The organism is Paenirhodobacter enshiensis (assembly GCF_000740785.1).
In the GTDB taxonomy this organism is placed as follows: Bacteria; Pseudomonadota; Alphaproteobacteria; order Rhodobacterales; family Rhodobacteraceae; genus Rhodobacter; species Rhodobacter enshiensis.
In genome coordinates, this window is record NZ_JFZB01000009.1 from 110,193 (window position 1) to 127,361 (window position 17,169).

General features: G+C 66.8%; 11 protein-coding genes. 8 read left to right on the forward strand and 3 right to left on the reverse strand.

What is annotated here, in order from left to right; translation table 11 throughout:
* The first annotated feature begins 16 nt into the window (after positions 1 to 16).
* From glgB to CG50_RS07260, 5 genes are all read left to right on the forward strand, one after another.
* A complete protein-coding gene (gene glgB, locus CG50_RS07240) occupies positions 17 to 2,176 on the forward strand; it encodes a 1,4-alpha-glucan branching protein GlgB (RefSeq protein ID WP_036636706.1) in 2,160 nt (719 codons plus the stop codon).
* Positions 2,177 to 2,186: 10 nt separating this feature from the next.
* A complete protein-coding gene (gene glgC / locus CG50_RS07245; RefSeq protein WP_036636537.1) occupies positions 2,187 to 3,458 on the forward strand; it encodes a glucose-1-phosphate adenylyltransferase in 1,272 nt (423 codons plus the stop codon).
* Positions 3,459 to 3,524: 66 nt separating this feature from the next.
* On the forward strand, positions 3,525 to 4,955 hold the full coding sequence (gene glgA, locus CG50_RS07250) for a glycogen synthase GlgA (protein ID WP_036636538.1): 1,431 nt from the start codon (positions 3,525 to 3,527) through the stop codon (positions 4,953 to 4,955).
* Positions 4,901 to 6,982 (forward strand): glycogen debranching protein GlgX, encoded by a 2,082-nt coding sequence (gene glgX, locus CG50_RS07255; protein ID WP_081880328.1) that lies wholly within the window; start codon positions 4,901 to 4,903, stop codon positions 6,980 to 6,982. The genes glgA and glgX overlap by 55 nt, the downstream gene beginning before the upstream one ends.
* A complete protein-coding gene (locus CG50_RS07260; protein WP_036636551.1) occupies positions 6,979 to 8,604 on the forward strand; it encodes an alpha-D-glucose phosphate-specific phosphoglucomutase in 1,626 nt (541 codons plus the stop codon). Before glgX ends, CG50_RS07260 begins: the two co-directional genes overlap by 4 nt.
* 195 nt (positions 8,605 to 8,799) lie before the next feature.
* On the opposite strand, the gene glmS is transcribed toward CG50_RS07260, so the two are convergent.
* Both glmS and glmU read right to left on the reverse strand, forming a co-directional pair.
* The gene (gene glmS, locus CG50_RS07265; protein WP_036636552.1) at positions 8,800 to 10,614 is read right to left on the reverse strand and encodes a glutamine--fructose-6-phosphate transaminase (isomerizing); all 1,815 of its coding nucleotides are present in this window, start codon (positions 10,612 to 10,614) and stop codon (positions 8,800 to 8,802) included.
* Positions 10,615 to 11,961: a bifunctional UDP-N-acetylglucosamine diphosphorylase/glucosamine-1-phosphate N-acetyltransferase GlmU gene (gene glmU, locus CG50_RS07270; RefSeq protein ID WP_152559459.1), complete on the reverse strand. Its 1,347-nt coding sequence runs from the start codon at positions 11,959 to 11,961 to the stop codon at positions 10,615 to 10,617.
* A 147-nt stretch (positions 11,962 to 12,108) separates the two neighbouring features.
* Between glmU and CG50_RS07275 the strand changes: the two genes are divergently transcribed.
* The 3 genes from CG50_RS07275 to CG50_RS07285 all read left to right on the forward strand — a co-directional run bounded on the left by CG50_RS07275 (position 12,109) and on the right by CG50_RS07285 (position 14,356).
* Positions 12,109 to 12,777 (forward strand): HAD-IA family hydrolase, encoded by a 669-nt coding sequence (locus CG50_RS07275; protein ID WP_036636554.1) that lies wholly within the window; start codon positions 12,109 to 12,111, stop codon positions 12,775 to 12,777.
* Between the two features lie 25 nt (positions 12,778 to 12,802).
* Complete coding sequence (locus tag CG50_RS07280) at positions 12,803 to 14,026, forward strand: tetracycline resistance MFS efflux pump (RefSeq protein ID WP_036636556.1); 1,224 nt, start codon at positions 12,803 to 12,805, stop codon at positions 14,024 to 14,026.
* 93 nt (positions 14,027 to 14,119) lie between these two features.
* Positions 14,120 to 14,356: a hypothetical protein gene (locus CG50_RS07285; RefSeq protein WP_161785389.1), complete on the forward strand. Its 237-nt coding sequence runs from the start codon at positions 14,120 to 14,122 to the stop codon at positions 14,354 to 14,356.
* Positions 14,357 to 14,583: 227 nt separating this feature from the next.
* Here CG50_RS07285 and pepN read toward each other — a convergent pair whose 3' ends face one another.
* Positions 14,584 to 17,130, reverse strand: a complete 2,547-nt coding sequence (gene pepN / locus CG50_RS07290) for an aminopeptidase N (protein WP_036636559.1) — start codon at positions 17,128 to 17,130, stop codon at positions 14,584 to 14,586.
* Between the last annotated feature and the right edge of the window lie 39 nt (positions 17,131 to 17,169).

The window sequence follows — 17,169 nt, forward strand, 5'->3', positions numbered from 1 at the left end:
AGACGACGGGGGGATGATGCCGGCGACAGACAGAAGCACCGCAGAAGCCGTGGCGCGGGGGCGCCATTCCGATCCATTTTCCGTTCTGGGGCTGCATGACGGCTGGGTGACCGCGCTGATCCCCGATGCCGAGCGGGTCTGGGCCGTGGCAGGCCGCACCGAGGTAGAACTGTTTCCGGTCTGCCCGGGTGTGTTCTGTGGCGCCTGGGACGGCGGAAACTACCGTCTGAGGGCGTCGAACCCGCAGGTGACCTGGGATTTCGACGATCCCTACCGCTTCGGCCCGGTGCTGGGCGCGATCGACGAATATCTGATCGGAGAGGGCACGCACCGCCGCCTTTGGGAGGTTCTGGGTGCCCATGTGATCACGCATGAAGGCATCCGGGGCGTGCATTTCGCGGTCTGGGCGCCTTCGGCGCTGCGGGTGTCGGTGGTCGGCGGCTTCAACAACCACGACGGGCGGCGCCATCAGATGCGGCGGCGCGGCGTGACCGGGGTGTGGGAGATCTTCGTCCCCGGTCTGCAGGCCGGCGAAGCCTATCAATATGAGATCCTCGGCGCGAATGGCGAGATCTGCCCGCTGAAGGCCGATCCGGTCGGTTTCGGGGCGGAACACCCGCCGGCCAAGGCCTCGCTGGTGCGCGAACTCGGGCTGCATCCCTGGGGCGACGGCGCCTGGATCAAGGATCGCAAGGCGCTCAACGAGATCCATGCGCCGATTTCGGTCTATGAGGTGCACGCGGGATCGTGGCGCCGTGTCGCGGAGGAAGGCAACCGCTCGCTCAGCTATTTCGAACTCGGCCGGCAGCTCATCGACTACGTGGCCGAGATGGGGTTCACCCATATCGAGTTCCTGCCGCTTACCGAACACCCGTTCGACGGCAGCTGGGGCTATCAGCCGATCGGCATGTATGCGCCGACCATCCGCCTCGGCCGGCCCGAGGAATTCGCCGCGATGGTCGACGCGGCGCACCGGCGCGGCATCGGCGTGATCCTCGACTGGGTGCCGGGGCATTTCCCGACCGACGACCACGGGCTGAAGCGTTTCGACGGCACCGCGCTTTACGAACATGCCGACCCGAAGGAAGGCTATCAGCAGGACTGGAACACGCTGATCTACAACTTCGGCCGGCGCGAGGTGGCGAATTACCTCGAGGCGAACGCGCTGTTCTGGCTCGATCAGTATCACCTCGACGGTCTGCGGGTGGATGCGGTGGCCTCGATGCTCTACCGCGACTATTCGCGAAAACAGGGCGAATGGGTGCCCAATGTCCATGGCGGGCGCGAAAATCTGGAGGCCATCGCCTTCCTGCAGGCGGTCAACCGTCTGGCCTACGGCGAGAAACCCGGCATCATGACGGTGGCCGAGGAAAGCACGACCTATCCGGGCGTGACGCGGCCGACCGACAAGGGCGGGCTCGGCTTCGGCTACAAGTGGAACATGGGCTGGATGAACGACTGGCTGCGCTACTTCAACCGCGATCCGGTCCACCGCCGCTGGCACCACAATGAGATTACCTTCGCCAGTTCCTACACTTACAGCGAGAACTTCTTCCTGCCGATCAGCCATGACGAGGTGGTGCACGGCAAGGGCTCGATGATCGGGAAGATGCCGGGCGGAACGCTCGACAAATTCGCCAACCTGCGCGCCTTCTATGCGCTGATGTGGACGCATCCGGGCAAGAAGCTGCTGTTCATGGGCCAGGAATTCGCCCAGTGGTCGGAGTGGAACCACGATGACGAACTCGACTGGGCGCTGCTCGATGCGCCGATGCACGAGGGGGTGCGCAATCTGGTGCGCGATCTGAACGTGCTCTACCGCGAGATGAAGGCGCTGCACTGGGGCGATTGCGAGCCTGCGGGATTCTCCTGGATCGAGCCGGACGATGCCGATGCCTCGGTCTACGTCTACGAGCGCCGTGCGCCGGGGGCCGATCCGGTGGTGATCGCCGCGAACCTGACGCCCATCGAACGGACGCAACGTATCGGCTTGCCCGAAGGCGGGCATTGGCGTGAAATTCTGAATACCGACAGCGATTATTATGGCGGGGCGAACTGGGGCAACCTGGGAACGATCCAGGCCGACGAGCTGCCTGCGCAGCGTCGCCCGTTCGGCGCCGAAGTGTATTTGCCACCGCTTTCGGTGGTGATGTTCGCGCCCGACCGGGCGGAGTGAGGGGGGGAGTATGCAATACAATCCGAACCAGCGCCTGTCGTCTCAGGCCATGGCGTTCATTCTGGCCGGCGGGCGCGGCTCGCGGCTGAAGGAGTTGACGGACCGGCGCGCGAAACCCGCGGTCTATTTCGGCGGCAAGACCCGGATCATCGACTTTGCGCTGTCGAACGCGCTGAACTCGGGTATCCGCAAGATGGCGGTGGCGACGCAATACAAGGCGCACAGCCTGATCCGGCACATGCAGCGTGGCTGGAACTTCTTCCGCGCCGAGCGCAACGAATACCTCGACATCCTGCCCGCCAGTCAGCGCGTCGACGAGACCAAGTGGTATATGGGCACCGCCGATGCCGTGGCGCAGAACATCGACATCATCGAGGATTACAACGTTCGCTATGTCGTGGTTCTGGCCGGCGATCACGTCTACAAGATGGATTACGAGGTCATGCTGCGCCAGCATGTCGAGACCGGGGCCGATGTCACCATCGGCTGTCTGACCGTGCCGCGGGCCGAGGCCTCGGCTTTCGGCTGCATGAAGGTCGACAAGGCCGACCGGATCACCGAATTCCTTGAAAAGCCCGCCAGCCCGCCGGCGCTGCCGGGCGATCCGAACACCTCGCTGGTGTCGATGGGGATCTATGTCTTCGACTGGGAATTCCTGCGCGAGCTGCTGATCCGCGATTCCGAGGACCCGAACTCCAGCCACGATTTCGGCTCGGACCTGATCCCGGATATCGTGCGCAACGGCAAGGCGATGGCGCATCGCTTCAGCGAGAGCTGCGTCAAGACGGGGCTGGAGACCGAACCCTACTGGCGCGACGTCGGCACCATCGACGCGTTCTGGCAGGCCAATATCGACCTGACCGATTTCACTCCGAAGCTCGATCTCTACGACAACGAATGGCCGATCTGGACCTATGCAGAGCTCGTGCCGCCGGCGAAGTTCATCCATGACGAGGACGGCCGGCGCGGCTCGGCGGTCAGCTCGCTGGTGTCGGGCGATTGTATCGTTTCGGGCGCGGAGGTGCGCAATTCGCTGCTGTTCACCGGCTGCCGGGCGCACAGCTGGTCGAGCCTTTATCAGGTGGTGGCGCTGCCGCATGTCGACATCGGCCGGCATGTGCGGCTTGAAAAGGTGGTGATCGACGGCCGGGTGCAGATCCCCGACGGGCTGGTCGTGGGCGAGGACCCGGAAGAGGATGCGCGCTGGTTCCGCCGCACCGAGGGCGGTGTGGTGCTGATCACCCAGGCGATGCTGGATCGCCGGGCGGCGGCTCTGGAGTGAGACCGCCGGGGGCTGTCTGCCCCCGGACCCCCGAGGATATTTGCGGCGAATCGAAGGGAAACCCGGATGAAGAGAGTGCTGTCGGTCGCGTCGGAGGCGGTTCCGCTGGTGAAGACGGGGGGGCTTGCCGATGTGGTGGGGGCGCTGCCGGCGGCGCTGGCCGGGCAGGGCTGGCACATGCGGGTGATGATGCCGGCCTATCGCGGCGTGCTCGACCGGGTGGGGGCGACCGATGTCGTCTGGGCGGCGGAGAATTTCTTCGGCGGTTCCGCCCGGCTCTGTCTGGGCTCGGTCGGGGGGATGGAGGTTCTGGCCCTCGATGCGCCGCATCTTTACGATCGGGCAGGCGGGCCCTATTCGGGCGCGCAGGGCGATTACTGGGACAACGCCGAGCGTTTCGCCGCGCTGAGCTGGGCGGCCGCCATCGTCGCGCGCGACGGGATCGAGGGCTGGAAGCCCGAGGTGGTTCATGCCCATGACTGGCAGGCGGGGCTTGCGCCGGCGTTCCTGCGCTACTGGAACACCGGGGTGCCGACGGTGATGACCATTCATAACATGGCGTTTCAGGGCCGGTTCGGGCCGCAGAAGGCCGGGCCGATGCGGTTGCCGCCCGAATGGTTCCACCGCGAGGGGTATGAATTCTGGGGCGATGTCTCGACGCTGAAAGCGGGGCTGATGGCGGCCGACGCGATCACCACGGTCAGCCCGCGCTATGCCGAAGAGCTGATGCGTGGCGAGTTCGGGCTGGGCCTCGAAGGGGTGATTCAGGCCCGCGCGGGTGTGGTGAGCGGCATTCTGAACGGTGTCGACGGACAGGTCTGGGACCCGGAGACCGACCCCGAGGTGCACCCCTATTCCGCCGCAAAGCCGCAGGGCAAGGCGAAGAACCGCAAGGCGCTGCTGGCCGAGTTCGGGCTGAATGCGGAGGTCTCCGGCCCGCTTCTGGTGATGGTGACGCGGATGACGCCGCAAAAGGGTATCGATCTGCTGCCGCAGGCGGTGGAGAGCTTCGTCGCGGCGGGCGGCGCGCTTGCGGTGCTGGGCTCGGGCGACAGCTGGGCCGAGGCGGCGATGCGCGATCTCGCCCTGCGCTATCCCGGCCGGGTCGCGGTGCGGATCGGCTATGACGAGGGGCTGAGCCATCGCATGTTCGCCGGCGGCGATGCCGTTCTGGTGCCCTCGCGGTTCGAGCCCTGCGGACTCACCCAGCTTTACGGGCTGCGTTATGGCTGCGTGCCGGTTGTCTCGGCGGTGGGCGGGCTTGCCGATACCGTTGTGGGGGCGAGCCCGGCCACTCAGGCGCTTGGTGCGGAGACGGGGGTCGTGTTCTCGCCGGTAGACGGGCTCGGCCTCACTCAGGCGCTGCGCCGGCTGGTCGCGCTCCATGCCGATGCGCCGCGCTGGAAGGCGATGGTGCGGCGGGGGATGCGCATGGACTGGGGATGGGAGCGCTCGGCGGTGGCCTATGCCGCGCTCTACGAGGGCCTGATCGCGTGATTTCGACCGGAGAGAGCACCCGTCTCGGTGCGATCCCGCGCGACGGCGGGACCAATTTCGCGCTGTTCTCTGCGGGCGCCGAGCGGGTCGATCTGTGCCTGTTCACCGAGGCCGGCGAGACGGTGCTGACGCTGCCGGAACGCTCGGGCGATATCTGGCACGGTTTCGTGCCGGGCATCGGGGAAGGGGCGCGCTACGGCTACCGGGTTCACGGGCCCTGGGCGCCCGCGCAGGGGCAGCGCTTCAATCCGGCGAAGCTGCTGATCGACCCTTACGCGCGCGCTCTCGATGCGCCGATCCGCTGGCACGTGCTGATGCAGGGCGGCACCGGGCCGATCCCGGATGTGCGCGACAGCGCCGAGGTGATGCCCAAGGCCATCGTCTGCGCCGACCGTCGCATCGACTGGGCGCGCCCGCAGGTGCCGCTTTCTGAAACCGTGGTCTACGAGGCGCATCCGCGCGGGTTGACCATGCTGCACCCCGAGGTGCCCGAGGCGCTGCGCGGCCGGTTCGAGGCGCTGGCCTCGGAACCGGTGATCGCGCATCTGCGCGCGCTCGGTGTCACCGCGCTGGAACTGCTGCCCTGCGCCGCCTTCATCGACGACCAGTTCCTGCTGGAAAAGGGGCTGACCAACTACTGGGGCTATCAGCCGGTCGGTTTCTTCGCGCCCGATCCGCGCTATGGCGGGCCCGAGGCGTTCCGCACCATGGTCGCGGGGCTTCATGCCGCGGGCATCGAGGTGCTCGTCGATATCGTGCTGAACCACACGGGCGAGGGCGACGACGCCGGCCCGAGCCTGTCGCTGCGCGGCATCGACAACGCGAGTTACTATCGCCTCAGCGGGCCGGGGCGCAGCTGTATCGACGATACCGGCACCGGCAACACGATCGACCTGTCGCATCCGATGGTGCTGCGCATGGCGACGGATTGCCTGCGCCACTGGGTGTGCGACCTGGGCGTCGACGGGTTCCGCTTCGATCTGGCGGCGACGCTCGGGCGCGACAGCGCCGGCCGGTTCGGGCCGGATGCGGCGTTCCTGTCGGCGTTGCGGCAGGATCCGGCGCTGGCTTCGGTCAAGCTGTTCGCCGAGCCCTGGGACGTCGGTCCCGGGGGCTATCAGCTCGGCGGGTTTCCCTGGCCGTTTTCGGAATGGAACGACCGCTACCGCGACGGGGTGCGCCGGTTCTGGAAGCGCGAACCGGGCATGACGGCGGAGCTTGCGCGCCGTATCGCGGGCTCGGCCGAGATTTTCGACCGGGCGGGACGCTCGGCGTCCGCCTCGCTCAATTTCATCACCGCGCATGACGGGTTCACGCTGCACGATCTCGTCTCATATGCCGAGAAGAACAACGCGGCGAATGGCGAGAACAACCGCGACGGCCATTCCGCCAACTATTCCGAGGCGCTGCCGACCGAAGAAGAGCGCGCGGCGCGCAAGCGTGCGATGCTGGCGACGTTGCTGATCTCGCAAGGCGTGCCGATGATCCTCGCCGGCGACGAGATCGGCAACAGCCAGAAGGGCAACAACAACGCCTATGCCCAGGATAACGAGATTGGCTGGACCGACTGGCGCGAGGCCGACCTCGGGCTGATGCGGTTCGTCGCGCGGCTGGTGGCGCTGCGCAAGGCGCATCCGGTGCTGCGCCAGCGCCGCTTTCTGCACGCGCGGGTGCGCCGTCAGGACGGGGTGCGCGATCTGATCTGGCGGTTGCCCTCGGGGACCGAACCGAGCCTGCAGGACTGGACCGATCCCTCGCTCGACTGCATCGGACTGGAGATCCGCGGTGCCGCCGAGGGCCCGGATGGCGAGGCCGCACGCGAGGCGGTGTTCGTGGTGCTGAACGCCGGCCCCGGGAAGACCGTGCAGCTGCCCGCGGGGGCGTGGCGGCTCCTGCTCGATACCGCCCATCCGGACGCGCAGGAAACCGCCTGCGAGGGCGACAGCTCTTGCGTCTCGGCGCAATCCGTTCAACTGTTCGCGCGCCCCACGGTCGCAGCCGCGGGGGCCACTCAGGAGAGATCATGACGATTCATCAGACCCAACCGTTTGACGGCCAGAAACCCGGCACTTCGGGGCTGCGCAAGAAGACGCAGGTCTTCATGCAGCCGAAATTTCTGGAAAATTTCATCCAGGCGACCTTTGACGCCATCGGCGGTGCGGCGGGCAAGACGCTGGTGCTGGGGGGCGACGGGCGCTTCTTCGGTGCTGCGGCCGCGCAGACCATCCTGAAGATGGCGGCGGCGAATGGCGCGGCGCGGGTGATCGTCGGGCAGGGCGCGCTGCTGTCGACCCCGGCGGTGTCGCACATGATCCGCAAGCGCAAGACCGACGGCGGGCTGATCCTGTCGGCAAGCCACAATCCGGGCGGCCCGAACGGCGACTTCGGCGTGAAGTTCAACATGTCGAACGGCGGCCCGGCCCCCGAAAGCATCACCGAAGCGATCTACGAGCGCACGAAGACCCTCGACAGCTACAACATCCTCGATGTCGCCGATGTCGATCTGGAGACTCTCGGCACCTCGGATCTCGGCGGGATGGCGGTCGAGGTCGTCGATCCGGTCGCCGATTACGCCGATCTGATGGAGACGATCTTCGATTTCGACGCGATCCGGGCGATGTTCGCCAAGGGCTTCCGGATGCGGATGGATTCGATGCACGCCGCGACCGGCCCCTATGCGGTCGAAATCCTCGAACGCCGCCTGGGCGCGGCACCGGGCACCGTGGTCCATGCCGAGCCGCTGCCGGATTTCGGCGGGATGCACCCCGATCCGAACCCGACCTGGGCGAAGGAGCTGATGGCCGAGATGATGGGGCCGAATGCCCCCGATTTCGGCGCGGCCTCGGACGGTGACGGCGACCGCAACATGATCCTCGGCGCGGGGGTTTATGTCTCGCCCTCGGACAGCCTCGCGGTGATCGCGGCGAATGCGACGCTGGTGCGCAGCTTCAGGGACGGGCTGAAGGGCGTCGCGCGCTCGATGCCGACCTCGATGGCGGCCGACCGGGTGGCGCAGTCGCTCGGCATTCCGCATTATGAGACCCCGACGGGCTGGAAGTTCTTCGGCAACCTGCTCGACGCGGGCAAATGCTCGCTTTGTGGCGAGGAGAGCTTCGGCACCGGCTCGGATCACGTGCGCGAGAAGGACGGCCTGTGGGCGATCCTGATGTGGCTCAACATCCTGGCCGTGCGCGGCGAGACCGTGGCCGAAATCGTCTCGGGGCATTTCCGCAAGTTCGGCCGCAACTACTATTCCCGCCACGATTACGAGGCGCTGCCGAAGGATGTGGCGAATGCGCTGCTGGCGGATCTGGCAGGGCGCCTCGACACGCTGAAGGGGCTCAGCGTCGAGGGCATGACCGTCGCGGGGGCTGACGAGTTCTCTTATCACGATCCGGTCGATGGTTCGGTATCGAACCATCAGGGCTTCCGCATCCTGTTCGAGGGCGGTTCGCGCATCGTGCTGCGGCTGTCGGGCACCGGCACCGAGGGGGCGACGCTGCGCGTCTACCTGGAAAAATACGTGGCCGGTCCCGAAGGGCTCGAACGCGATGCGCAGGAGGCGCTGAAGCCGGTGATCGCCGCGGTCGAAAAGATCGTCGGGATCGCCCGCGCCACCGGACGCACCGCACCTGACGTGATTTCGTGAAGCAGTATACCATTCCGTAATCGGAATGTGGTAAGCAATGCTCATGGTCCGGTGGTGCCGGGTCTTGGTTCGGTAATCAGTGCCCCGGCCCGCGTCCTGCGCTGGCCGGGTTTTTCTTTGCTTTCATATCGCGAACAGGGCACACGGCGGCAATGCCCACCGATGGGCCGATTCGGTCCGATCGGCTTTCCGGGATCACTCCACGGTCACGGACTTCGCCAGATTTCGCGGCTGGTCGACATCGGTGCCCTTGGCGATGGCCGTGTGATAGGCCAGAAGCTGGGCTGGCAGCGCGTAGAGGATCGGCGCGAAAGGCTCGGCCACCTCGGGCATGGTCAGGCTTTCCCAGGCACCTTCGCCGGCCGCCGCGATACCGCGCGCGTCCGAGATCAGCAGCACCTTGCCGTGGCGCGCCATCACCTCCTGCATGTTCGAGACGGTCTTGTCGAACAGCCGGTCATGGGGCGCCAGAACGATCACCGGAACGGTGCGGTCGATCAGCGCGATGGGGCCGTGCTTCAGCTCTCCGGAAGCATAACCTTCGGCATGGATGTAGCTGATTTCCTTGAGTTTAAGCGCGCCTTCCAGAGCCAGAGGATACATCACCCCGCGGCCCAGGAACAGGATGTCCTGCGCCTCGGCGATCTGCTCGGCGAGCTTGGCGATGCGCGGCGCGCCCGAGAGTGCCGCATTCATCAGCCCCGGCAGCGTCTTCAGCGCCGCGACATGGGCCGCGAAATCCTCGTCCGACAGATGACCGCGGTCGCGCCCGGCCTTCAGCGCCATCACCGCGAGCGTCAGAAGCTGGCAGGTGAACGCCTTGGTCGAGGCCACGCCGACCTCGATCCCGGCGAGGATCGGCAGCGCCACGTCGCTTTCGCGCGCGATGGAAGAGGTCGCCACATTCACCACCGAGACGATCTTCGCCACCTTGTCCGTGCAGTAGCGCAAGGCCGCCAGCGTGTCGGCGGTCTCGCCCGACTGGCTGACGAAGATCGCGAAACTGTTGTGCGGCAGCGGCGGCTCGCGGTAGCGGAACTCGGACGCTACGTCGATTTCGCAGGGCAGGCCGGCGAGGCTCTCGAACCAGTATTTCGCGACCGAGCAGGCATAGAACGCCGTCCCGCAGGCCACCAGAGTCAGCCGGTCCAGCCCGCGGAAATCCAGCGTTTCCGGCAGGTTGATCGTGCCTTCCGGCAGGTAATGGGTCAGCGCATCGGCCAGAACCACCGGCTGTTCGGCGATTTCCTTGGCCATGAAATGCTTGAAGCCCCCCTTTTCGACCCGCGTCGCGCCAAGGTCGATGCGCGCCTCGGCCCGGTTCGCGCGCCGCCCGGCCTGGTCGAAGATCTCGACGCCGGCGCGGGTGACGAAGGCATAATCGCCCTCGTCGAGATAGGTGATCCGGTCGGTGAAGGGCGCGAGCGCGATGGCGTCGGAGCCGACGAACATCTCGCCCTCGCCGTGCCCGATGGCGAGGGGCGAACCCTTGCGCGCGGCGATCATCAGATCGTCCTCGCCCTCGAAGATCCACAAGAGCGCGAAGGCGCCTTCGAGCTTCTTCAGGGTGGAGACGGTGGCGGTGCGCGCATCCTCGCCGCGGTCCATGAACATCCGCGTCAGCAGGGCGACGGTCTCGGTGTCGGTCTGGGTCTCGGGAGTCAGACCCGCGGCCGCCAGCTCTTCGCGCAGGGCGCGGTAATTTTCGATGATGCCGTTGTGGACGACCGCGACCGGGCCCGACATGTGCGGGTGGGCGTTCGTCACCGTCGCCGCGCCATGCGTCGCCCAACGGGTATGACCGATCCCCGACTTGCCCGGAAGCGGCTCGTGCACTAGGAGGTCCGACAGATTGGCGAGCTTGCCGACAGCGCGCCGGCGCTCCAGATGGCCATGGTTCACCGTCGCGATCCCGGCCGAGTCATAGCCGCGGTATTCCAGCCGTTTCAGGCTTTCGACCAGCAGCGGCGCGACTTCATGCTTTCCGAGAATTCCAATGATACCACACATTTACGCACCTTTCTTCATGGATGCCTTCTTGGCGCGCAGCACCTCGAAGAGTTTCGTCGCAAGCCCCGGTTTCACCGCCTGCCGCGCCCGGCCGAAGGCCATGGCGCCCGCCGGCACATCCTCGGTGATCGCCGAACCCGAAGCCGTCAGCGCCCCGTCGCCCACCGTCACCGGCGCCACCAGCATGGTGTCCGAGCCGATGAAGGCGTTCGCGCCGATCACCGTGCGATGCTTGAAGAAACCGTCGTAATTGCAGGTCACCGTGCCCGCGCCGATGTTGGTGTGCTCGCCCACATCGGCATCGCCCAGATAGGTCAGATGGCCGACCTTCACCCCCTCGGCGAGGGTCGAGTTTTTCACCTCGACGAAATTGCCGACATGCACGTCCTCGGCGAGCTCCGCCCCCGGACGCAGCCGCGCGAAGGGGCCGACCGTCGCCCCGGCCGAGATATGGCAGCCTTCGAGATGGCAGAACGCCTCGATCGCCGCGCCGGATTCGATGGTCACACCGGGGCCGAAGACGATGTTCGGCCCGAGCGTCACATCGCGCCCGATCCAGGTGTCGAGGGCGAAATACACCGTCGAGGGGTCGGTCATGGTGACGCCGTTGTCCTGCGCCTCGGCGCGCATCCGGGTCTGGAACAGCGCCTCGGCGCGGGCGAGTTCGGCGCGGGTGTTGATGCCGAGGGTTTCCTCTTCCGGGCAGGTCACCACCTCGGCGGAAAGGCCCTTCGAGCGTGCCGCCGCGACGATATCGGTCAGGTAATATTCCCCCGCCGCATTGTCATTGCCAAGCCCGGGCAGAAGCGCGCGAAGCGTTTCTGCCGTCGCGGCAACAACGCCGGAATTGCAAAGGGTTATAAGACGTTCCTCATCCGTCGCATCCTTGAATTCGACGATCTTTTCGAAGCCGTCGGTGCCGACGATCAGCCGCCCGTACCGGCCGGGGTCAGCCGCTTCGAAGCCCAGAACGGTCACTTCGGCCGCACTTGCCGCCAGCGCCTCCAGCGTCTCGGGGCGGATGAACGGGGTGTCGCCGTAAAGCACGATCACCTTGCCCTCGAAGCCATCCAAAAGCGGCATCGCCTGCGCCACCGCATGTCCGGTGCCGAGCTGCTCGGCCTGAATCGCGATCTCTGCCTCGGGATCGAAGGCCTTCACCGCCTTCTCGACCTGCGCGGCACCATGGCCCGCGACGACGACCACGCGCTCGGGTTCCAGCGCCCGGCCTGCGGCCAGCGCATGTGCCACGAGAGGCGCCGCGCCCAGCCGGTGCAGCACCTTCGGCAGGTCGGAATTCATGCGCGTTCCCTGGCCTGCCGCCAGCACGATCAGTGCGATGCCCATATCTATGCCTTTTCTTCTGCTCTCACACGTTTTACCGATGCCTCATCCGGCCGCAAGTCTTGGCCGATCACACAATCTTTCTGGGTATTTCGGCCGACGCCCGCATTTTCGCGCGTCCCGCCGGCCGCCCATGCCGGGAGGGCCCCAATGCGCACGGTGGTTTTCGATCTCGACGGGACGCTCGCCGATACCTCGGCCGATCTGATCGCGGCGGCGAATGCGTGTTTCCGTGCCCGCGGGCTCGGCGACCGGCTCGATCCGGTGGCGGATGCGCTGGTGGCGTTCCAGGGCGGGCGGGCGATGCTGCGCCTCGGTTACGGACGCGCCGATGTGGTGGGCGCCGAACAGCTTGCCGAGGATGATTACACCCGTCTTCTCGATCATTACGCGGCCGATCTCGCCTCGCACACCCGGCTCTATCCGGGCGCGGCCGAGGCGGTGGAAACGCTGCGTGGCACGGGGTTCCGCACGGCGATCTGCACCAACAAGCCCGAGGCCCTGGCGCGCGAGCTGGTCGGTCACCTCGGCATCGCGGAGCTGTTCGACGCGCTGATCGGCGCCGACACGCTGCCGGTGCGCAAGCCCAATCCCGCTCCCTATCGCGCCTCGGTGGCGCAGGCCGGCGGCGAGATGGCGCGCTCCTTCCTCGTGGGCGACACCCAGACCGACCGCGAGACCGCGCGCAATGCCGGTGTCGCCAGCGTTCTCGTCACCTTCGGTCCCGAGGGCGGGCGCATCGCTCGCCTCGCACCCGAGGCTCTTCTCGACCGTTACGATGCGCTTCCGGCGCTGGCCGAGCGTCTTCTGCCCCGCTGATATCCCGTTATCCGACCGAGGTCTCATGTCCCCGCTTTCCCCCGCGGCCGCGCGGCGCACTCTCGCCTTCGCGCTGATTGTGGTCTTCATCGATATCTCGGGCGTCGGCCTGATCCTGCCGGTCCTGCCGCGGCTGATCGAGGAGGTCGGCCATGTGTCGCTCGACGGGGCGGCCTCGGTCGGGGGCGGGCTGTTCGCGGCCTTCAGCCTGGCACAGCTGCTGTGCGCGCCGGCGGTGGGCGCGCTGTCGGACCGGATCGGGCGCCGTCCGTTGTTGTTGCTGGCCGTCGGCGGGATCGGGGTCGATTACATCCTGCACGCGCTCGCGCCCACGCTCGGCTGGCTGGTGGTGGGGCGCATCCTCGCCGGGGCCTGCGGGTCGTCCTTCGTCATCGCCAACGCCTGCATCGCCGATATCACCGCGCCCGAGAAACGCGCCCGTGCCTTCGGTCTGATGGGGGCGGCGTTCGGTCTCGGCTTCGTTCTGGGGCCGGCGCTCGGGGGGCTGCTCGGCGCGTTCGGGCCGCGGGTTCCGTTCTGGGTGGCGGCGGGGCTGGCGCTTGCCAATTTCGTTTTCGGCCTCGTCGTGCTTCCCGAAACCCTGCCGCCCGAGCGCCGCCGCCGCTTTCGCTGGCGCGAGGCCAATCCCCTCGGTGCGCTCGCGGTGTTCGGCCGCTATCCCGGGGTGCTGGGCCTTGCGGGGGTGCTCTTCGTGTATTTCTTCGGTTCCTCTGTCTATCCGGCGATCTGGTCGTTCTGGGGCATCGCGCAATTCGGCTGGTCCGAGGCGATGATCGGTGCCTCGCTCGCCGCGTTCGGGCTGGTGATGGCGCTGTTGCAAAGCACCGCGATCGGCCCGGCCGTCGCGCGCTTCGGCGAGGTGCGTCTGGCGTTGTTCGGGCTTGGGGTCAGCGTGGCGTGCTGCGCGGGTTATGGGCTTGCGGGGCAGGTCTGGGTGGTGGCGGTGCTGCTGGTGCTGCACGCCCCCGACGGGTTCGTGCATCCGATGCTGTCGACGCTGATGTCGAAAGCCGTGCCCGAGGACGCTCAGGGCGCGCTGCAGGGCGGGATTTCGGCGCTGATGAATCTCGCGATGCTCGCGGGCACGCTGTTCTTCACGCAGATCTTCGGCTTTTTCCTGTCCGAGCGCGCCCCGGTCCGCTCGGCCGGGATCGCCTATCTGGTCGCGGCCGCGGTGCTGATGCTTGCGATGGCGATGTTCATACGGCTGAGACGCCGCGTTTCGTGATCGCTCTCCGGGTTGACCGGTTTGCGCATGGAGTTCACTCTCTGCCTCAGAAAAACAAAAATCTTCGAGGCAGAGGGCGACATGCGGAGCGTGATGCGCAGTGTGGACCAGGGATTCGACTTCATCGGCAAAAGGCTGCGTCATGGCGATGTCGAGATCGTCTATGACGACGGCGTAGCCCGGCGGATGGTCTGGCGCGTCACCGGCCGCGTGCCAGAGGCCGAGGTCGACGAGGCCATCGCTCATGCCGCGCGAGAGTTGCGCGTTCTGCCCGCCCTTTACGCAGAGCTGCGCAAGCGTCGCATCGGGATCGAGGTCATTGCCGGCTGAGAACGCTCCGCGTTTTCGGGCGACATCTTCGAGCGGGCTGATCGCGTCGGCGTCATCAACCCGGACAGAAACGCCCGCCAGCGCTTGCAGCTGAAAACGCGGCTGCGCGACACGGCCGACGCGTATCGCGCAGAGCGCCGCTCCTGTCTTTCGATTCGCCCCAAATATCCCGGGGGTGAATTTGCCCGTCAGGGCAAAGAGGGGGCAGCGCCCCCTCTCTTCCGGTTTCAGCCCAGAAGCCGCGCGGTCATTTCCGACAGATCGCGGCTCAGCCCGGGCTGGCCGGCGATCCGGCTCAGCTCGGCGCGGATCTTCTCCTTCCGGCCGGCATCGTAACGCGCCCAGGTCTCGAAGGCGGTCGAGAGCCGCGCCGCGGTCTGCGGGTTCAGCGGATCGAGGCGGATCAGCCAGTCGGCATAGAAGCGATAGCCCGCGCCGTCCTTGCGGTGGAAGCCCGCGTGATTGGCCGACAGACCGCCCATCAGCGCGCGGAAGCGGTTCGGGTTCTTCCAGTTGAACAGGGGATCGGCCGCCAATGTCGCCGCGCGCTCCGCCGCCTCTTCGGGCGGGCAAAGGGCGATCTGCGTGGTGAACCACTTGTCGATCACCAGCGGATTGTCCTGCCACTTCGCGCGGAACGCGGCGAGCTTGCCTTCCGCCTTGCCCAGCCCGATCAGCACCGAGAGCGCGCCGAGGCTCTCGGTCATGTTGTCGGCAGCCGTATACAAGGCCTCGGCCCGCGCGCCGGCATCGACGAGCGCCAGAAGTTTCAGACACACCAGCCGCAGCGCGCGCCGTCCGGCGGGTTCTGCATCGGGCGCATAGGGGCCGGCGACGGCGCAGGCCTCATAGGTCGCGGAAAGCGCGGCCTCGTGGCGCGCGGCCAGATCGCGGGCGAGGGTCTCGCGCGCGGCATGGATCGCGTCCGGGTCGGCCACGCCTCCGCGCGTCGCGATGGTCTGGGCGATCTCGTCCTCGAAGGGCAGGCGCAGCAGCAGCGCGCGGAACGCCGGATCGAGGCTCTCGTCACCGATCAGCATGCCGATGGCGTCGAGGTAATCGCTCCCGGCGTCGCGCCCCTCCGTCATCGCGATCAGCGTGTCGCGGGCGAGCGCGCTGCCCGCTTCCCAGCGGTTGAACGCATCGCTGTCATGGGCGAGCAGGAACGCCCGCTCTTCGGCCGAGGTCTCGCGTTCCAGCACCACCGGCGCCGAGAACCCGCGCAGGATCGAGGGCACCGGCTTCGCGCCGAGGCCCTCGAAGCGGAACGATTGCTCGGCCTCGGTCATCTCCAGAACCTGCGTCGGCACCAGCTCGTCGCCGTTCGGGCCCAGAAGCCCCACCGCGATCGGGATCAGCCGCGGCGGTTTCGTGTCCTGACCGGGGGTCGGGCGGGTGCTCTGGCGGAAACTCAGGGTATAGGTGCCGCCATCAAAACGCTCGCTCACCTTCAGATGCGGGGTGCCGGCATCGGTATACCAGCGCTTGAACTGGCTCAGATCCCGGCCGGAGGCATCCTCGAACACCTTGATCCAGTCCTCGATGGTGCAGGCCTGACCGTCGTGACGCGCGAAATACAGATCCATCGCGGCGCGGAAACCCGCATCGCCCAGAAGCGTCTTCAGCATCCTGACCACCTCGGCGCCCTTTTCATAGACGGTGGTGGTGTAGAAGTTGTTGATCTCGCGGTAATGATCGGGGCGCGGCGGATGGGCGAGGGGGCCGGCATCCTCGCGGAACTGGCGGGTGCGCAGCGCGATCACATCCTCGATCCGCTTGACCGGGCCAAGCCGCATGTCCGAGGTGAAGGACTGGTCGCGGAACACCGTCAGACCCTCCTTCAGGCACAGCTGGAACCAATCGCGGCAGGTGATGCGGTCGCCGGTCCAGTTGTGGAAATACTCGTGCCCGATCACGCCCTCGATACGCTCGTAATCGAAGTCCGTCGCCGTCTCGGGCGAGGCGAGGACGAGCTTGGAGTTGAAGATGTTCAGCCCCTTGTTCTCCATCGCGCCCATGTTGAAATCGCCGACCGCGACCAGGTTGAACAGATCGAGATCGTATTCGCGCCCGAAGGCCTCCTCGTCCCATTTCATCGAGCGCTGGATTGCGCCGAGGGCGTAATCCGTGCGGTCCTCGTCGCCCGGGCGCACCCAGACGTTCAGATCGACCTTGCGGCCCGACATGGTGGTGAAGGTGCCATGCGTCGCCACCAGATCGCCCGCGACCAGCGCGAAGAGATAGCACGGCTTCGGCCAGGGGTCGTCCCACTCGGCCCAGCCCTCGCCCTGACCGACCGGGTTGCCGTTCGACAAAAGAACCGGCTTGTCGCCCTCGATGCGCACGTGGAAGCGCGCCATGACGTCGGGGCGGTCGGGGTAGAAGGTGATCTTGCGGAACCCCTCGGCCTCGTTCTGGGTGCAATACATGCCGTTCGACATGTAAAGCCCTTCGAGGGCGGTGTTGTCCTCGGGCGCGATCTCGACCTCGGTCTCAAGGGTGAACTCGCCTTCGGGGAGCGCCGCCGGGTGCACGGTCAGGCCGGTGTCGCTGAGCAGGTAATCCGCCGGTTTCAGCGCCTGACCGTCGATGGCGATCGAGATCAGCTTCAGCTGTTCGCCGTCGAGATGCAGCGCAGCGCCTGCCTCGCGCGGTGAAAGATGCAGTTTCGCCATCACCCGCGTCGCTTTCGGCGCCAGCCGGAACGTCAGCGCCACCCGGTCGAGCGTGAAGGGATAGGGGCGATAATCGGAAAGATAAGTCGTGCCGTCCATTGGATCCTGCCACATGTGTCTGAGGGCAAGCTAGGCGCG